Origin of the sequence: Dactylosporangium sp. CA-092794, from assembly GCF_050948465.1 — a bacterium.
Lineage (GTDB): Bacteria > Actinomycetota > Actinomycetes > Mycobacteriales > Micromonosporaceae > Dactylosporangium.
Window position 1 is genome coordinate 419917 of the sequence record NZ_CP192044.1, and the last position, 17156, is coordinate 437072.

Annotated in this window: 14 protein-coding genes and 1 tRNA gene; 5 read left to right on the top strand and 10 right to left on the bottom strand. The window is 72.5% G+C overall.

The window, feature by feature from the left end; all coding sequences use genetic code 11:
* Nucleotides 1-157: 157 nt before the first annotated feature.
* The 4 genes from ACQPXD_RS01845 to ACQPXD_RS01860 all read right to left on the bottom strand — a co-directional run bounded on the left by ACQPXD_RS01845 (nucleotide 158) and on the right by ACQPXD_RS01860 (nucleotide 5932).
* Nucleotides 158-544: a hypothetical protein gene (locus ACQPXD_RS01845; RefSeq protein ID WP_432834158.1), complete on the bottom strand. Its 387-nt coding sequence runs from the start codon at nucleotides 542-544 to the stop codon at nucleotides 158-160.
* A 77-nt stretch (nucleotides 545-621) separates the two neighbouring features.
* The gene (locus tag ACQPXD_RS01850; RefSeq protein WP_432834160.1) at nucleotides 622-2037 is read right to left on the bottom strand and encodes an MFS transporter; all 1416 of its coding nucleotides are present in this window, start codon (nucleotides 2035-2037) and stop codon (nucleotides 622-624) included.
* 41 nt (nucleotides 2038-2078) lie between these two features.
* A complete protein-coding gene (locus ACQPXD_RS01855; RefSeq protein ID WP_432834162.1) occupies nucleotides 2079-3362 on the bottom strand; it encodes an MFS transporter in 1284 nt (427 codons plus the stop codon).
* A 164-nt stretch (nucleotides 3363-3526) separates the two neighbouring features.
* Nucleotides 3527-5932, bottom strand: coding sequence for a D-alanine--D-alanine ligase family protein (locus ACQPXD_RS01860; protein WP_432834164.1), 2406 nt, complete (start codon nucleotides 5930-5932; stop codon nucleotides 3527-3529).
* Nucleotides 5933-6101: 169 nt separating this feature from the next.
* Between ACQPXD_RS01860 and ACQPXD_RS01865 the strand changes: the two genes are divergently transcribed.
* From ACQPXD_RS01865 to ACQPXD_RS01875, 3 genes are all read left to right on the top strand, one after another.
* Nucleotides 6102-6176: transfer RNA gene (locus ACQPXD_RS01865), tRNA-Arg, on the top strand.
* A complete protein-coding gene (locus ACQPXD_RS01870) occupies nucleotides 6142-7662 on the top strand; it encodes an ankyrin repeat domain-containing protein (protein WP_432834166.1) in 1521 nt (506 codons plus the stop codon). Before ACQPXD_RS01865 ends, ACQPXD_RS01870 begins: the two co-directional genes overlap by 35 nt.
* A gap of 101 nt (nucleotides 7663-7763) precedes the next feature.
* Nucleotides 7764-8879 carry an acyltransferase family protein gene (locus tag ACQPXD_RS01875; protein ID WP_432834168.1) on the top strand — a complete coding sequence of 372 codons (1116 nt, stop codon included), beginning with the start codon at nucleotides 7764-7766 and terminating at the stop codon, nucleotides 8877-8879.
* Nucleotides 8880-9198: 319 nt separating this feature from the next.
* Here the strand turns inward: ACQPXD_RS01875 and ACQPXD_RS01880 are convergent, their stop codons facing one another.
* The 3 genes from ACQPXD_RS01880 to alr are packed head-to-tail and all read right to left on the bottom strand — an operon-like array spanning nucleotide 9199 to nucleotide 13017.
* On the bottom strand, nucleotides 9199-10110 hold the full coding sequence (locus ACQPXD_RS01880) for a M56 family metallopeptidase (protein WP_432834170.1): 912 nt from the start codon (nucleotides 10108-10110) through the stop codon (nucleotides 9199-9201).
* On the bottom strand, nucleotides 10107-10478 hold the full coding sequence (locus tag ACQPXD_RS01885) for a BlaI/MecI/CopY family transcriptional regulator (RefSeq protein ID WP_432834172.1): 372 nt from the start codon (nucleotides 10476-10478) through the stop codon (nucleotides 10107-10109). The genes ACQPXD_RS01880 and ACQPXD_RS01885 overlap by 4 nt, the downstream gene beginning before the upstream one ends.
* A gap of 46 nt (nucleotides 10479-10524) precedes the next feature.
* Entirely contained in the window at nucleotides 10525-13017 is a 2493-nt protein-coding gene (gene alr, locus ACQPXD_RS01890) for an alanine racemase (protein WP_432834174.1), read from the bottom strand.
* Between the two features lie 52 nt (nucleotides 13018-13069).
* Here alr and ACQPXD_RS01895 point away from each other — a divergent pair, with 52 nt between their 5' ends.
* A complete protein-coding gene (locus tag ACQPXD_RS01895) occupies nucleotides 13070-13561 on the top strand; it encodes an Lrp/AsnC family transcriptional regulator (protein ID WP_432834176.1) in 492 nt (163 codons plus the stop codon).
* Nucleotides 13558-14712, top strand: a complete 1155-nt coding sequence (locus ACQPXD_RS01900) for an aminotransferase class I/II-fold pyridoxal phosphate-dependent enzyme (protein WP_432834178.1) — start codon at nucleotides 13558-13560, stop codon at nucleotides 14710-14712. Before ACQPXD_RS01895 ends, ACQPXD_RS01900 begins: the two co-directional genes overlap by 4 nt.
* Here ACQPXD_RS01900 and ACQPXD_RS01905 read toward each other — a convergent pair.
* The 3 genes from ACQPXD_RS01905 to ACQPXD_RS01915 form a co-directional block, all read right to left on the bottom strand.
* Nucleotides 14637-14909, bottom strand: coding sequence for a hypothetical protein (locus tag ACQPXD_RS01905; RefSeq protein WP_432834180.1), 273 nt, complete (start codon nucleotides 14907-14909; stop codon nucleotides 14637-14639). The two genes, ACQPXD_RS01900 and ACQPXD_RS01905, sit on opposite strands and share 76 nt — an antisense overlap.
* Nucleotides 14910-14978: 69 nt before the next feature.
* Complete coding sequence (gene rnhA / locus ACQPXD_RS01910) at nucleotides 14979-15428, bottom strand: ribonuclease HI (RefSeq protein WP_432834182.1); 450 nt, start codon at nucleotides 15426-15428, stop codon at nucleotides 14979-14981.
* A 61-nt stretch (nucleotides 15429-15489) separates the two neighbouring features.
* On the bottom strand, nucleotides 15490-17151 hold the full coding sequence (locus ACQPXD_RS01915) for a glycoside hydrolase family 64 protein (RefSeq protein WP_432834184.1): 1662 nt from the start codon (nucleotides 17149-17151) through the stop codon (nucleotides 15490-15492).
* Nucleotides 17152-17156 lie beyond the last annotated feature (5 nt).

Sequence of the window (17156 nt, forward strand, 5' to 3'; positions counted from 1 at the left end):
GGGTGCGGGGTGCGAGTGGGCACCGAGGCTGCGGGCCGGCCACCCCTGGCCGCACGCGGGGCACCGCCGCACGGCCACGGCCCCCGCCCACCGGACCGGCCCCCGCCCACCGGACCGGCCCCCGCCTGACGGCAGGCAACCGCTACGACCAAGCGCCCTAGCTGGAGGCGATCGCCGGGCCCGGGTCGCCGGTGGTGAGGTGGGTGGCCTGGGTGAAGTCGGTCTCGAACTGGGCACGCAGCGCGTCGAGGCCGGAGTACTCCGAGAAGTGCGCCGACTCGCTGCCCTGCGCGGCGAAGACGGAGTCGGACTCCTCGGTGTCGTGGGAGTAGTTGGTGAAGTCGGTCGACTCGTAGTGGCTGCCGTCCGCGCCGGTGACTTCGACGTGCCGGCCGGTTTCGAAGTCGGTCGATTCGGCCGCGGAGTGGTCCTGGGCGTAGACGCCGAACTGGGAGTTGTAGTCCTGCTCGCTGCCCGACTCCTGGTGCAGCTGCTCGAGTTCGCCGGCCTCGTGCCCGGTGGAGAAATCGCCGTATTCGCTCATGGTGCCGATCCCTTCGCTTCCGATTGTTGCGGCGCGTTCGCCGGTACCCATGAAGCTACTAGGATTGGTAGTAGAAGCTATCCCCTGTTCGTGCCAGCAGGGTCGGGATTTACGACCGGCCATAGTACGTCGGTGATCGCGGCAATCAGGGCGACGACGACGAAGGCGATGGTCACCCACAGCGAGGCGCGGAACGCCAGGTCCCAGCTGCCGCCGTTGTACGCCAGCTGGTTGAAGAACATCGAGCCGACCGCCGCGATGCCGATCGCCGTGCCGATCCGCTGGCCGGTCTGCAGCACCGCGCCCGCGCTGCCGGCCCGGCGGACCGGCACCTCCGACAGGGTGAGCGCCTGGTTCGGGCTGATCACCAGGCCGCTGCCCAGGCCGGCGACCAGCAGCGGGACGGCGGTGGCCCAGCCGGCGCCGGTCCCGGGCACGAAGTGCAGCGCGGCCACCGTCGCGGCCAGCCCGGCGACGACCAGGATCAGGCCGGTGACGACCAGCGGGCGGCCGTACCGGTTGACCGCGCGGCCGCCGATCGCCGACGCGGCCGCCGAGCCCAGCGCGAACGGCGTGGTCGCGAGGCCGGCCAGCAGCGCGGTGTAGTGCAGGCCGTTCTGCAGCAGGAGCGTGAAGGTGAAGAAGATCGAGGTGAAACCGCCGAAGTAGAACAGCCCGACCAGCGCACCGAGCGCATAGGAACGTACCCGGAACAGCGACAGGTCGATGACCGAGGTCGCCCGGCGGCCGAAGCGCCGCTCCCACAGCACGAAGCCGGCCAGCACCACCACGGCGGCCAGCGCCAGCAGCCACTTGCCGTGGCCGGGCCACGACCGCTCCTGCACCAGCGGCAGGAGCAGCAGTACGACGCCTACTCCCAGCAGGGACACTCCGACCGGGTCGAGGCTCTCCCGCTCCCGTGCTTCCGCCGGGCGGCCGGGGAGCCAGCGGGCGGCCAGCGCGATGGCCACCGCGCCGATCGGCACGTTGATGTAGAAGATCCAGCGCCAGCCGTCGGCGGCGCCGAACGCCTGGATGAGCAGGCCGCCGAGCAGCGGGCCGACCGCCGTGGAGATGCCGATGGTGGCGCCCAGCAGGCCGAAGGGCCGGCCCCGCTCGGGCGGGTCGAACAGCTGCTGGATCAGGCCGGAGACCTGCGGGTTCACCACGCCGGCGGCGGCGCCCTGCGCCAGCCGGGCGGCGATCAGCCAGGTCGGGCCGGTGGCCACCCCGGCGGCGGCGCTGGACAGCGTGAAAGCGGCCAGGCCGGCGATGAAGGCGTTGCGCCGGCCGTGCGCGTCGCCGAACCGGCCGGCCGGCACCAGCAGCAGCCCGAAGGTGAGCGCGTAGCCCGACAGTACCCACTGCAGCTCACCGGAGCTCAGGTGCAGGCCGGAGCGGATGGACGGCAGGGCGACGTTGACGATGCTCACGTCCAGCAGGGTCATGAACCCGGCGACGAGCGCCACGCTCATCGCCCGCCACCGGTTCACGGCCCTGCCTTGCCCGCCGCCGCCCCGCCGCAAACCAGCGGTCAGACCAAAGCGGGCTCGGGGGCGAGCTCGGGAGTGTGCTCGACGCGGTGCTCGTGCAGCGGCCACCCGCGCCCGGCCAGTACGCCCGCGCCGAGGCAGGCGGCGGCGAGCAGCAGCGTGACCTGCAGGCCGAACCGGTGCGCGCAGCAGCCCCAGCCGATGGCGCCCAGGCCCTGCCCGCCGAAGAGGACCACCTGGTAGAAGGCGAGGCCCCGGGCCCGGACCCAGTCCGGCAGGTAGCTGTCGATCGCGGCGTTGGTGCAGGCCAGCGCGATCACCCAGGCCGCGCCGGCGGCGACGAGCACCACGCCGGCGCTGAACGGGTCGCGGTCGACCGCGATGACCACGATCGCCGCCAGGAAGACGCCGGCGGCGGCGGTCATCCGGTCGCGGGCCGCCACCGCGCGCAGCCGCGGCTGCAGGAGCGCCCCGGCCACGGCGCCGGCGCCGAGCGCGCCGAGCAGCATGCCGTAGCCGCTGACGCCGAGCCCGAGCCGGCTGCCGGCCAGCACCGGGAGCAGGGCGAGCAGGGCCGAGCCGGGCAGCAGGAACAGCATCGCCTGGCCGAGGATCCGGCGTACCACGGGCGCGCCGCGCACGTACCGCCAGCCGGTGCGCATCGCCGCGCCGAACGGCTCCGTGCAGCGCGGCGCGCCGACGCCGGACGGGCGCCAGGCGGCCAGCACGCCGACGAACGTGAGCACCGTCACGGCGTGCAGCGCGAACACGGCGGACGCGCCGGCCCGCGCGATGACGAACCCGGCGATGGCCGGGCCGACGGCCCGCACGACGTTGGCGCTGACCGCGCCGAGCGCCGACGCCTGCGGCAGGTGCTGCTGCGGTACCAACTCGGGCGTCAGCGACCCGAACGCGGGCATGGTGAACGCGGCGCCGATGCCGAGGGCGCACTGCAGGGCGATCAGTGTCGTGGACGCCATCCGGTCGTCCAGGGCCAGCCCGGCGAGCACCAGGCCGACCAGGGCCGTGGCCAGTTGTACGCCGATGAGCAGCCGGCGGCGGTCGACCAGGTCGGCCAGGACGCCGGCCGGCAGGCCGAGCAGCAGTACCGGCAGCATCCCGGCCGCCTGGACGAGCGTGACGAGGATGTCGGCGACCGGGTGGCGGCCGGAACCGCCGGAGATCAGCCACTGGGCGCCGATGACCTGCATCGCGGTGCCGGCGTTGGCCGCGGACATCGCCAGCCAGAGCGCGCGGAAGGCGCGGCAGCGCAGCGGAGCCCACGCGGAGTCGGTGCGGGCGGCGTTCAGTGATCGGGTCGTCATGAGTGGGGAGCGCCAATCGGGGGCCGAGGACCGGACGCCCACCAGCCTCCCGGAAACCGCCTAATCCGGACATCGCTGCCACCGCCCGTCGCCGAGGCCCGGTGCCGGTACGACCCCGTTACCGGCTGTCCGGTAGCAAGGGTGAAAGGCCGTGCGCTACACCACTACGAGTGCGTGGCCAGGTCGAGAATGCGCTCGAGGATCTGCTGCGGGGGCACCGGCGGCTCCTCGGCCAGGCCCTGGTGGTAGAAGACGGTCGCCGGGGTGAGGCCGGGCAGCGCGTTCGCCTCGATCACGATGATCTCGCCGGTCTTGCGGTGCATGAAGGCGTCGATCCGGCCGTAGCCCTCCATGCCCAGCACGTTGGCGGTGCGGGCGATGCGGGCGCGGACCGCCTCGACGGCGCCCGGCTCGACGCGGCCCAGCGGCGGCCCGGGCGGCGGCGTGATGTTGATGCCGGTGCCGCCCATGAACTTCTCCTCGAGGCTGAGGATGCCGGCGCTGGCCACGGTGATGCTCGGGTTCATCGCGACCATCGCGCCCTTCGGGCCGATGACGCCGACGGTGACCTCGATCCAGCCGGTGTCGCGGTCGCGGCCCCAGATCAGCTCGGCCGCGCCGGAGCCGTCCTCGACCCGCACGTCGTCGGTGTCGATGTAGTCCTCGAACAGCAGGAACGACGGCCGGCTGGTCGGCATCTCGACCAGCTGCTCGGGGCTGAGCAGCGAGAACCCGGCGCCGGAGAGGCGGGCCGCGCCGGCGTGGATGAACTCGAGGTAGCGGCGCAGGTCGGCGGCGTTGCCCAGGGGCAGGATGCCGGCCGAGCAGCCGTCGTCGAGCGGCTTGACCACCACCCGGCTGTCGGTGCACTGGGTGACGATCTCCTGCCACAGTGTGTCGATGGTGGCGTCGTCGAGCGTCTCGGGCACCGCGACGCGGATCCGGCGGGCGGTGTGGATGCCCTCGGCGGCGAGCCCGGCGACGACCTTGCCGGTCTCGTACTTGTCCATGCACAGCCGCGACGCCGCCGGCCCGGAGCCGTTGTAGCGGATGCCGTGCCGGTCCAGCACCTCCTGCAGGGTGCCGTTCTCGCCGGCACCGCCGTGCAGCGCGATGAACACCAGGTCGTGCCGCCCGAGGAAGTCCTCCATGGTCAGCTGCACCGGCGGGGTCACCCGCGTGCTGATCGCGCCGGGCGCGAGGCGCAGCCGCTCGACGATCCGCGCGGCGAGCCGGCCCCGCCGCTCCTCCAGGCGCACGCCGTCGCGGCAGGCGGAGACGATCTCCTCGACCGAGTGGCGCAGGGCGGAGGAGTAGGACACCTGCCACACCGAGCCGTCGGGGTCGAGCAGGTAGGGGACCGGCGCGTATTTGCCGGACCGGGCCAGCTTCAGCCACACGTTGGTGCCGCTGAGCACGGACACCTGCCGCTCGGCGGTGGAGCCGCCGAAGAGGACCGCCACCGGCTGCTTGGCCGCCGACGAGTCCGTTTGTGCGGAAATTTCCGGGAATGGTACGTCATGTCGGCGCGCCGCCGCCCTGAGCACCTCGAGCAGCACGTCGGCGTGGGTCATGCCCAGCTGGGCCGCCTGGATGAACAGGAAGCTGTTCTGCTCCATGCCGCTGATCGGGTTGACGTCGGAGACCAGCACCGAGCCGTCCGGCTGCAGCCACCCGTCGATGCGGGCGAAGTCGCGCAGCCCGAGCGCGGTGAACACCGCCTCGGAGGTGGCCTGGATCCCGGCGATCGTCGCGTCGTCGCGCGGCGGCGGGCAGTGGTAGTGCGAGTCGTTGCTGGCGAGATACTTGCGGCGGTAGTCGAAGATCTCGTGGTCGCCGGCCCGGTTGTGCAGCTCGATCTCGACCGGCAGCAGGGCCACCGGCCCGTCCGGCCCCTCGAGCACGATCGTGGTGACCTCGACGCCGCCCATCCGCGGCTGCACCACGATCCGGTCGTGCCGCTTGCGCAGCCCGCGCAGGATGTCGGCGGCGGCGCCCCGGTCGCGGGCCACGAACACGTCGATGCTGGACCCGCCGCGGGCCGGCTTGAGCACCAGCTTGGCGGCGTCGGGGAAGGCCTCGGCGACGACCCGCTCGGCCTCGGCGTCGGACATGGCGGCGTCGACCAGCACCGAGGGCACCGCGCCGATGCCGGCGGCGTCGAGGGCCTGCTTCGCCTTGTACTTGTCGAACGCGGTCGCGCACGCCTGCGCGCCGGTGCCGACATACGGCACGCCGGCCCGCTCCAGCAGCGCCTGGACTCCGCCGTCCTCGCCGAACTCGCCGTGCATGACCGGAAACACCAGGTCGGTGCCGCGCAGCCGGGACAGCAGCTCGTCCTCGGTCAGCGGGCGGCCCTCGTGGGCGAGCTTGAAGTCGAAGTCGGAGGGGGTGTTGCAGTACAGCAGGCCGCGCGAGATCGCGAAGGGCCGCGTCTGCCGATCGAAGAAGATGATCTCCTTCAGGTCGATGACCCCACCGGCCAGGTGGTCCGCTACGGAGCGTGCCGAGTTGAGCGAGATGCCGCGCTCCGCGGACGGACCGCCGAGCAGTAGCGCAACGTCGACCATCGGTTCCTCTTCAGCTTTCGGGGGCCTCGCCGGCGTTTTCAGGGCCACTTTCGACCCGGCCACTCTACACCGCGCCCTGATCACGCACTGTCGGCAAGCTTCATGTATGAACGGTGACGTACCCCCTGGAGGCTCCCCATGCGATCGACACCGGTTACGCTCGGCCACGGCAGGCTGTAGTGCAGAGGTCGACACGCCACCTTGCGAAGATGGAGGACGCCGGTTCGATTCCGGCCGGTCTGCCCTTCCTCGCCCGTGATCTGCCCCAGTGGCGGCGGATCCGCGCCGAGATGCCGTCGCCGTCCGTGGTCGCGGCGGCGGCCGAGGCCCGCGCCGCCGGCGACTGGCGCGCCGCAGCCACACTCATGCCCGTCGATGTCGTCGTCGACCCGCCCGCGGTCCGCGCGCGCTTCGGCGCCGCGGCGGCCGACGCGCTGGAAGACGACCTGCGCCACCTGTGCCTCGACCTGCTGTGGTGGCACCTGCCCCGGCACCGGGGCGGGATGACGACGCTGCAGGCGCAGGTCAGCGCGATCCTCGCGCCGCGCACGGGGGCCGACACCGCGCCCCTGCTGCGCCTGCGGCTGCCGCGGTCGCCGACCGGGCCGCAGCGGGTCCGCCTGGAGGTGGCGAGCCTCGCCGACCTGCAGTACGACCGCTGGTATCTCGCCCCGCGCCACACCTGGGACGTGCGCGAGACCGCCGAACTGGCCAACGTTTGGCAGGATTCGCAGGTGTACTCCCTGTTGTCGGCCGGCGACCATGCGTCGGCCTGGCGGCGGTGCGGGATCGCGGTGGACTCGATCGACCCGGAGGCGCTCCAGCGTCCGACGACCGCGCCGACCTCGCCGCTCGGCGTGGCCGAGCAGGCCCGGGCGGCGGCCGCCGCCTTCGGCGTCGACGAGGTCGCGACGCTGTTCGGCGCCTACCTCAGGCTGAACGTCTCGGACCTGACCGCGACCGGCTCGGACCCCAGCGAGTGGATGGAGGTCCCGGTCCGCATCCCGACCGGCACCATTCCGCCGGACCTCGCCCTGATCGAGGCGGGCCTGATGTCGCCCTCGCGGTTGCACCCGCTGATGCGTGAGGCGCTGTACCCGGACGCGCCGAGTTTTGCGGAGAATGCCGGTTTTGTGGGATATCCCGGATCGTTCCGGGTGCGCTGCGGCGCCGACTGGCACCGGCTCGCCATCGAGGGCGGCGCGCTGCGGCTGCCCGACCACGACGAGGCCGAGCAGCTGCGCGAGGCCGCACTGCGCTCGCTGGGCGGCTCCAGCAGCGGCTGCTACGCGGCCCAGCAGGCCTGGACCACGGGCGGCCGGCTGCCGCGCGCGCTGGCGGCCCACCGCCGCGAGGTGCTGCACCGGCTGCAGCACGGCGACACGGAGTACCTGATGGAGGGCCTGGGCAACGGGAGCATCGACCCGCGGATGCGCGCGGGCAACGGCTGGTCGCTGGTGCACATGGCGATGTGGGTCGACCACGCGCGGGCCCTGCCGGCGCTGCTGGCCGCCGGCGTGCCGGTCGACGCGCGGGACCGGATCGGGCGCACCCCGCTGTACACCTGCGTGATGAACGGCGCCGATCCGGAACTGGTCCGCGCCCTGCTCGCCGCCGGCGCCGACCCGCACGCCGAGACCGTCCACGGCGCCGACCCGGCCGGCGTGGCCCGCGCCCGCGGGGACTGGCGCGACCTGCGGTTCCTGGGCGACCTGGTGTCAGGTGGTTGACAGTAGCGGCCAACTCCGCCCGTTCGGGCCAGTCGCCGCGCCCGCCCCGTTGGCATAATCGGCGCGTTCCGTGGGAGCCGACCTCGACCGACGGGTGGATCATGACGCTTGAGGCAGCGAAGACCGACGAAGTCGTCCCCGCCCGCACCGCCGCCCCGGCACGCCTGCCGTCGCTGACCGGCACCCGCTTCCTGGCCGCGTTCATGGTGCTGGGCTTCCACGTCTCGATCTCCGGCCTGTTCGCCCCCGGCCTGGCCCAGGACACCCTGACGGCGATCTTCGCCCAGGGCGCGAGCGGCGTGTCGTTCTTCTTCATCCTCAGCGGCTTCGTGCTGACCTGGTCGGCCCGCCCCGGCGACCGCCCCGCCCGCTTCTGGCGCCGCCGCTGGGCCAAGATCTACCCGAGCCACGTCGTCGCCTGGGTCCTGGCCCTGGGCGGCATGGTCGCCGCCGGCAAGGCCATCGCCGCCGACCAGGGCCTGGCCACGCTGTTCCTGGTGCAGGCGTGGTGGCCGACCGAGCGGGTGTACTTCGCGGTGAACACCCCCAGCTGGTCCCTGTCGGCCGAGGCGTTCTTCTACCTGACCTTCCCGCTGATCTTCGCCCTCCTGCGCCGCGTCCGCCCCGGCGCCCTGTGGTTCTACGCCGCCGCCGCGGCCGCCGCGGTCGTCCTCATGCCGGTCGTGGCGCTGGCCCTGCCGGAGCACCTGCGGTACTGGTTCGTCTTCGTCTTCCCGGTGACCCGATGGTTCGAGTTCGCGCTGGGCATCGCGATGGCCCGCATCCTGCGGGAGAATCGGTGGGCCGGCCCCGGCCCCCGCGTCGCCGCGGTCCTGGTGGTCGCCGCCTACATCGCCTCGAAGTTCGTCCCCGACCAGTTCCAGCCGGCCGCGGCGACGGTCATCCCCTTCGCCCTGCTGATCACCGCCCTGGCCGCCCGCGACGTCACCGGCGCCCCAAGCTTCTGGCGCCGCCCGATCATGGTCTACCTGGGCGAGATCTCCTTCGCGATGTACCTGCTGCACCAGATCGTGCTGCGCTACATCCAGAAGTTCCTGCACGCCAACGACTGGCCGACCCTCAAGGCCGCCGCCGTCGCCCTGGCCATCGTGGCCATCTCGATCGCCGCCTCGGCCGTCATGTACCGCGTGGTGGAAAAGCCCCTGACCAAGCGCCTCGGCTCGCCCCGCCGCAAGCCCCAGCACTCCGCCGCATGACCCGGAGCGTCAGCTTCGATGGCGGGTCCGCGGTCGCCCCGACGCCCGGGCTCGTGTTCCGCGATCGGAACGCCGTGGCATGAGCCGAGCGCCATTGCCCGAAGGCCATCGGCGAGTCACGGCCTGATCCGCAGCAGCGCGGCCCGGCCGCCCGGACGGATGTCTCCGTGATCATGCGGGTTGCCGCGGGCGCACCGCGGGTTTGCCATGATCGTGGAGACATTTGGTACACAGGGGTGCATGTTCACTCCGTGATCATGAAAAACGCGTGCTGTCTCCGGTGGTCCGGCGTGATCGTGGAGAGTTCCGGTCGGGCGGGTTAGGCCAGGCGGTCGATCAGGGCGAGGGTGAGGGGGACGAGCGGCAGCAGCGGGCAGGTGACGGCGATGCCGGCCCGCGTGGTCCGGGACAGCGGCCGCGGTGGTGCGAGGAGCCGGTGCAGCCGCTCCAGCGCGTCGCCGCCCTGGGCGCAGAGGGCGCCGTCGGCGGTCGGTGGGGGCGGGGAGGACATCGCGACCAGCGCGCGGGCCAGGTCGATCCGGCGGGTGCTGCGGGCCGCCGTGTCGTCCGCGCACAGCTCGACCAGTCGGTCGACCTGCTGCCGGGCGAGGCGGAAGCAAAGCACCCGCGGAAAGGCCTCGGCGAGCAGGCGGGTCCAGTGGACGGCCCGGTAGTGGCGGCCCGCGTGGTGGCCGCGCTCGTGTGCGAGCACCGCCGACAGCTCGGGCGGGGCCAGCCGGTTGACGGCCGCGGTGGTGATGACGATGTCCGCGGCGCGGCCGGGCACGAGGTAGGCGGCGGGGTGCGGGTGGGCGACCACGGTGGCGCCGGGGATGGCGTCGGGCGCGGTCATCCGCACGAGCAGCCGCAGCCGGCTGCGCAGGGCGCGGCGCGCGGCGTAGCTGCGGTCCGCGCCGAGGGCCAGGCGCGCGCCGAGCAGCAGCAGGGCGGCCAGGCCGGCGAGTGCGGCCGCGTGGGCGCGCCGGTGGTGCCGGCCCAGCAGCGCGTCGAGGCAGGCATGCCAGGCGCCGGCGACCAAGTCGTGGGTGCAGTCCCAGTACAGCATCAGGCCGACCCCGGCCAGCACGCCCGACAGCAGCAGCGCCGCGGTCAGGGCGAGCCACGCGGCCACCGCGAGCCGCGGCGCGCGGGCCACCCAGCCGGCGCCGGCCAGTCGCGGCGCCGCCAGCATCAGCAGCGTCGCGTAACCGGCCAGCAGCAGCGGGCTCATCGCCCGGCGATCCGGCGCTCGTAGCTCTCCAGCGCCGCGCGCAGGGCCGCCGCCTCGTCGAGGGTCATCCGGCCGACGAAGTGGGTCAGCGCCTCGGTCCGGTCGCCGCTGTCGACCAGGGCCTCATGCATGGTGTGGGCGACGTACTGGTCGCGGGTCATCGCCGGGGAGTACCGGTAGGCGCGGCCGTCGGGCTCGCGGGTGAGCCAGCCCTTGCGGTACAACGTGTCCATGACGGTCATGACCGTGGTGTAGGCCAGCTCCCGGTGCCAGGTCAGCCCGGCCAGTGCCTCGCGCACCGTCGTGGCGGTGCCGCGGCGCCACAGCAGCTCCATGAGCGCCGCTTCCAGATCCCCGAACCCCTGCACGCCACTACTATTCCACGTAGTGCAAGCCCGGCTCCCATGCCCGGGGTCAGTGCTGGGTGAAGATGCGTTGGACGCGGGGGCCGACCTGGCTGAGGAGCTCGTGGGAGACGGTGTCCATGGCCGCCGCGGCCTGCTCGACGGGGGAGGAGAAGCCGGCGTACTGGCCGAAGATCAGCACGTCGGAGCCGACCTGGGCGTCGGGGTGGCCGGTGATGTCGATCGCCATCGAGTCCATCGAGATCGTGCCGGCGATGTCGCAGCGGCGGCCGTTGACCAGCACGAACCCGACCTTGCGGAAGGCGCGCGGCACCGCGTCGTAGTAGCCGGCGGCGATCAGCGCGATGCGGGTGCCGGGCGCCTGCGCGCGGAACAGGCCGCCGTAGCCGACCCGCTCGCCCGGCGCCATGTCGTGGATCTCCACGATCCGGCTCACCAGGCCAACGCCCGGGGTCAGGGTGATGAGGCTGCTGGTCGCCGTGGACGGCTGGATGCCGTAGAGGCCGAGGCCGATGCGGACCATGTCGTAGCGCGCCTCGGGGAAGCGGATCGTCGCGGCGGTGGCGGCGGTGTGGCGTACCACATCCTCGAAACCCATGTCGGCGGCGGCCGCGCACACCGTGCCGAAGCGTTTGAGCTGCTCGCGCGTCAGGTCGTCCTCGGCCGGGTCGTCGGGGCAGCCCAGGTGGCTCATCAGGCCGGCCAGCCGCAGGTGCTCGCTGTCGCGCAGCTTGGCCAGCAGGTCGATGGCCGCCTCCGGATACAGGCCGCTGCGATGCATGCCGGAGTCGACCTCGACGTGCACGTCGAGGCGGCGCCCGCTGACCGCGGCGGCGCGGCAGGCGGCGTCGTACATCTCGACGGAGTAGAGCGACGGCGTCAGCCGGTGCCGGACCAGCCGCTCCACGTCGCCGGGGACGGCGAGGAAGACCAGGATCGGCATCTGCACGCCGGCTCGGCGCAGCGCGACGCCCTCCTCGGTGGTGGCCACGCCCAGCCAGTCGACGCCGGCCTCACGCAGGGTGTGGGCGACGATCACCGGATTGGTACCGTACGCGTCGGCCTTCACCACGCCCATGAGCTTCGTGTGCGGGCCGACCAGCTTGCGAAACGCCGCGACGTTGCTCTTCACCGCGGCGAGGTCGACGTAGAGCCGGGTGGCGGCGGCGGTCTCGACGAGGTGCATCCAGTCGTCGGTGACCATGGTGTCGCGCGGCACGTGCACCAGCGCGACATCCTCCGGGCGCAGCTCGGTGGCCACGAACGCGCGCATCCGGTCCTCGTCGGGGAAGCGGTGCACCTCAACGCCGGCGCCGCGCAGCGCCGCCTCGATCAGCCCGTGCGCCTCGGCCGTCAGCCCGCACACGACCTGCACGTGCTCGGCGCGCAGGCAGCGGGCCATCGCCTCGGCCCGCTCCGCGTCGAGGCCGGCCAGCGGGTCGCCGATGATCATCAGGGTGCGGCCGTGCGCGCCCATGAGCGAGCGCGCCGTGCGCAGCGCGCTGCTGAGCGCCAGCGGGTCGGTGTTGGCCAGCTCGCCGACGACGGTCGCCCCGTCCGGCCGGCGCCACATCTGCATCCGGGTCGACGGCGGCGTGTACTCCGCGACCGCCGCGAGCAGCTCCGCCGAGCCCATCCCGAGCAGGGTGGCGGCGCCCATGGCCAGCTCGAGGTCGGTGAGCACCTCCGGCGACGGGGTGGCGACCAGCAGGTCCTCGGCGGCGCCGTCGGGCAGCGCGGCGCGGACCAGCGAGGCGTGCTCGACGTGGCGCAGGCGGGTCAGCCGCGGCAGGGCGGGGTCGCCCACCGGCAGCACTCGCGCCTTCGTGATGTCCCGAGCCTGCAGGTGTACCGCCGGATCGGGCTCGCCCATGATCAGCCATCCGTCGGCGGGCAGCCCGGCGGCCATGATCAGCAGCTCCCGCGCGTGCGCCTCCCGGCTGCCGAAGCTCTGCACGCTGCGCGAGCCGAGGTTGGTGAACACCACCGCGTCCGGCGCGACGATGCGGGCCAGCCGGGCCATCTCGCCCGGCTCGGTGGCGGCCGCCTCGATCACCGCGATCGGCACGTCGGCCGGGCACTGCAGCACCGACAGCGCGACGCCGAGCTGGCTGTTGTAGCTGCCCGGGCTGCCGTAGGTGGTGCGGTGCCCGGTGAGCAGCCCGACCAGCGCGTCCTTGGTCACGGTCTTGCCGTTGCTGCCGATCACCGCGACGAACGTCGTCGCGGTGAGCTGGGCGCGCCACCACGCCGCCATCGCCTGCAGCGCGGCGAGCGGGTCCGCGACGGCGATCAGCGGACCGGCGTCGCGGGGCAGCTCGGCCAGCCGGTCGGCGGCGACGACCGCGGCGATCGCGCCGTTGGCCAGCGCCCGGCCCACGAACCGATGACCGTCCGTAGCGCCACCGAGCGCGAAGAAGAGGCTGTCGGCCTGCAACCGGTCGGAGTGGATGGCGACGCTGCCGACCTCGCGCTCCTCCGCCGGAAAGTGCACGGTACCGCCGATGATCGACGCGACCTCGGTGACCGGGACTGGGTCCATGTCGGGCAATAGTAGTTGGAGAGCGGGGTACCACGGACAGTAAGATTGCCCGGTGCTAGAGATCATGGAGATCCTCCGGGCCGACGCGCACGCGACGCCGGAGCGGATCTCGGCGATGACCGGGATCGCCGCCGACGAGGTGCGGGCGCAGATCGCCGAGTGGGAGCAGCAGGGCATCATTCGCCGCTACAAGGCCGTCGTCGACGCCGACCGGCTGCGCGAGCTCACCGGGGCGCAGCAGATCACCGCGTTCATCGACGTGGCCGTGATGCCGGCCCGCGGGTTCGGCTTCGACGACGTGGCGCTGCGGATCTCCCGCTTCCCCGAGGTGCGCTCGGTCTACCTGGTCTCCGGCGCGCAGGACCTGCGCTGCGTGGTCACCGGCCGCAGCATGCACGACATCGCCGACTTCGTCGCGCAGAAGCTCTCCACGATCGAGCGGGTCACCGCGACCGCGACGCACTTCGTGATGAAGACGTACAAGGACGACGACGAGCTCTACGCGACCGCCGAGGTCGACCGGCGCCTCCCGGTCACGCCATGAAGCCGCTCAACTCGATCGTCGCCGCCTGCCCGCCCTCGGGCATCCGCCGGTTCTTCGACATCGCCGCGACTCTCGACAACGTGATCTCGCTGGGCGTGGGTGAGCCTGACTACGTCACCCCCTGGCACGTGCGCGAGGCCGGTATCTACGCACTCGAGCAGGGCTACACGACCTACACATCCAACGCCGGGCTCTTGGAGCTGCGCCGGGCGATCGTCGAGGACCTTTCCCGGCGGTACTCGGTAGCTTTCGACGCCGGCGCCGAGTGCCTGATCACGTCGGGTGTCTCGCAGGGTCTCGACCTCGTCATGCGCACCCTGCTGGAGCCCGGCGACGAGGTGATCATCCCCGAGCCGTGCTACGTCGCCTACGGCCCGTGCGTCACCTTCGCCGGCGGCACCCCTGTCTACGTACCGTCGGATCCGCGCTTCCACATCCTGATCGACGAGATCGAGCGGGCGATCACCCCGCGCACGAAGGCGATCCTGGTCTCTTCCCCGTCCAACCCGACCGGCGCGGTCCAGCCGCGCGAGGTGCTCACCGCGCTGGCCGATTTGGCGGTACGTCACGATCTCTACCTCGTCTCCGACGAGATCTACGAGCGGCTGAGCTACGACACCGCCCACACGTGCGTGGCCGCCCTGCCCGGCGCCCGCGACCGCACGATCGTGCTCGGCGGCTTCTCCAAGGCCCACGCCATGACCGGCTGGCGGGTCGGCTACGTGTGCGCCCCGGCCCCGGTGCTGGAGCTGGCCAGCCGCATCCATCAGTACACGATGCTCTGCGCCCCGCACGTCTCCCAGGCCGCCGCCCTGGAGGGCCTGCGCTCCGGCGAGCCGCAGGTGATCGAGATGGTCGCCGACTACGACCGCCGCCGCCGGCTCTTCGTGAAGGGCCTCAACGAGATCGGCCTGACCTGCGACGAGCCCCAAGGCGCCTTCTACGCCTTCCCGTCGATCCGCGCCACCGGCCTGGACTCGGAGACCTTCGCCGAGCGCCTGCTGTCGGCCGAACGCGTCGCGGTCGTCCCGGGCAGCGTCTTCGGCCCGTCCGGCGAGGGCCACGTCCGCTGCAGCTACGCCACCGCCCTGCCGCTGCTGGACGAGGCCCTGGAGCGGATGGGCCGCTTCGTGCGCACGCTGACCCCATGACCGGCGTCGAGGGGCCCGCCGCCGGCTACTGAACGGCGGCGGGCCAGCTCGCGGATCAGCAGCGCGCCGCCGCCGTACATCGGGGCCAGCGCGACGAGCGCGAACAGCATGGTGATGGGCAGGTTGCCGAGCAGAAACTCGGCGACGAGCGGCGCGAGGAAGAACAGCCCGGCGGCGGGGGCGATGCGACGAATCATGTCTATGAATGAACCACCGGCCGGGCGGCGGCAGCAGGATCAGATCTCAGGCATTGTCCAGTACATATGTCATGCCCGGCGCCGGGCTTCCTGCAGCCCTCGGGCGGCCAGCCGGTCGGCCCGCTCGTTCTCCGGGTGGCCGTTGTGGCCCTTCACCCAGTGCCACTCGATCTGGTGCCGCGCGGCGAGCGCGTCGAGTTCCTGCCACAGGTCGACGTTCTTCACCGGCTGCCGGTCGGTGGTCTGCCAGCCGTTGCGCTTCCAGCGCGGTACCCACGCGGTGATGCCGTTGCGCACGTAGGAACTGTCCGTGTAGAGGTGCACGACCACCGGCCGGGTGAGACTCTCCAGGGCGCGGATCGGGGCGGTCAGCTCCATCCGGTTGTTCGTGGTGGCGGTGGCCTCGCCGCCGAAGAGCTCCCGTTCCACGGTCCCGTACCGCAGGACGGCGCCCCAGCCTCCCGGACCGGGATTTCCGCTGCAGGCGCCGTCCGTGTAGATCTCGACGTGGTTGGTCACGCCCCTATTAGACCGTGTGCCATGGTTCGGCTGGTCAGGCCGTGTGCCATTGTTGGGCTGGTCAGGCCGTTCGCCATTTCTGGTTGGCGCCGCCGGAGCACTCCCAGGTCTGCAGCGGCGCGCCGTCGGAGGCGTTCCAGTCGGTGATGTCGACGCATTTGTTCGCCTGCGGGTTGACCAGATCGCCGGCCGCGGTCAGCACGAACTGCTGCGCCGCGTTGCCGCTGCAGTTGGCGATCTGGATCGCCGCGCCATTGGCGGTGGAGCCCCACGCCACGTCCATGCACTTGTTGTTCTCGGTGCGCAGCGTGCCGTCGACGAACGTCCATTGCTGGTTGGAACCGCCGTTGCAGCTCCAGGCGATCAGCCGCTGCCCGTCGGCGAAGTTGCGGGCGGGCACGTCGATGCACTTGCCGTGCCAGTTGCTCACGATCGACCTGGTCTGCTGCCCCGGTGCCGGGGGCGGCGGGTTGGCCGGGCCGGTGCTGCCGCCGGAACCACCGCCCGAACCGCCGCCGGTGCCGGAACCGCCGCCGGTGAACGGGCTCAGGGTGATGCCGGCCGCGCGCGGATCGCCGTCGTGCACCAGCGACTCCTGGTTGAGCACGTCGTCGAAGGCGAATCCGTAGGCCTTTCCGTCGGCCATGTTGGCGTGCACGATCCGTGAGTAGTGGTTGGTCAGCGCGCTCTTGTAGAAATCGGCGGCGGTACCGCCCGGCTGCGTGTCGATGGTGCCGAGCGTGCTGCGGTGCAGCGCCGCGCACAGGGTGCGCGCGATCGGCCCGACGACCTGGTCGTTCGGCGCGGCGAGCGCGCCGTCGCAGCCCCACACGTTGCTCGTCGACGGCCGGTTGAACGAGGCGACCACCTGGCCGGACCCGTTCGTGAAGGTCATCACGTTGCCGTTGGTGCGGCCGAAGTACTGCACGTTGGGCTGATCGGTGAACGGGCGCACGGTGAGCGTCTTGCCGGTGTACGCGGCCCAGGCGTTGGCGATGTACGGATCGAGGTACGTCGCGCTGAACAGCCCGGCGTCGGCCGCCTTGCCCGGCGCGAGCACCCGCAGCACCGTGCCGTCGGCGCGGGTGACGACCGTGCCGCCCCAGCCCGCCTGGCCCTTGACCTGGTCGATGACGTTCTGCCGGCCGTTGGCCACCAGCGCGCCGGTGGTGTGCACCGCGCCGTCCGCGCCGGTGACGCTGACCGCGTGCGGCACGGCGAACATGTCGACCTGCGAGCTGTTGAGCCACAGGCCGGCTTCGTTGTAGGTGAATTCGCTCCAGTCGAAGAGAATGTCGTGGTTGGGGTCGCCCGCCGCCCACGGCGCGGGCTGCACCAGACCATCGGGGGTCAGGAAGAACTTGAGCTTCTCGCCGAGCGACATGTACACCCGGCCGGACAGCCCGCGGGGCAGCTGGATGGTCTTGGTGGCGCCGTTGCCGGGCCCGGGGATCGACACGTCGGGGGCCGGCATCGGCGGGTTGGTGCCCGGCGACCAGGCGGTGAAGGTGCCGTCCGCCGACACGTACCCGAGCCGGCCGGTGCTGAGGTTGGTTCCCAGTACGTATAGGTATACCGAGTCCCCGCGCCCGGTCGTGTTCGTGACGGTGAACGGCAGCAGCGACGGCCCGGTCGCCCGGGCGGACGGCATGGCGGCGATGGCCACCGGCACCGCTGCCGCGAGCGCGGCCGCGACGCCGAGCAGCTTCGTCCTCAATCGCACGATGT

What these genes read in the sequence shown, in the direction of transcription:
- ACQPXD_RS01880 (WP_432834170.1), bottom strand. Translation starts at nt 10,110, where the DNA reads ATGAGCCCGCTGCTGCTGGCCGGTTACGCGACGCTGCTGATGCTGGCG.
- ACQPXD_RS01855 (WP_432834162.1), bottom strand. Translation starts at nt 3,362, where the DNA reads ATGACGACCCGATCACTGAACGCCGCCCGCACCGACTCCGCGTGGGCT.
- ACQPXD_RS01875 (WP_432834168.1), top strand. Translation starts at nt 7,764, where the DNA reads ATGACGCTTGAGGCAGCGAAGACCGACGAAGTCGTCCCCGCCCGCACC.
- alr (WP_432834174.1), bottom strand. Translation starts at nt 13,017, where the DNA reads ATGGACCCAGTCCCGGTCACCGAGGTCGCGTCGATCATCGGCGGTACC.
- ACQPXD_RS01860 (WP_432834164.1), bottom strand. Translation starts at nt 5,932, where the DNA reads ATGGTCGACGTTGCGCTACTGCTCGGCGGTCCGTCCGCGGAGCGCGGC.
- ACQPXD_RS01905 (WP_432834180.1), bottom strand. Translation starts at nt 14,909, where the DNA reads ATGATTCGTCGCATCGCCCCCGCCGCCGGGCTGTTCTTCCTCGCGCCG.
- ACQPXD_RS01845 (WP_432834158.1), bottom strand. Translation starts at nt 544, where the DNA reads ATGAGCGAATACGGCGATTTCTCCACCGGGCACGAGGCCGGCGAACTC.
- ACQPXD_RS01870 (WP_432834166.1), top strand. Translation starts at nt 6,142, where the DNA reads ATGGAGGACGCCGGTTCGATTCCGGCCGGTCTGCCCTTCCTCGCCCGT.
- ACQPXD_RS01900 (WP_432834178.1), top strand. Translation starts at nt 13,558, where the DNA reads ATGAAGCCGCTCAACTCGATCGTCGCCGCCTGCCCGCCCTCGGGCATC.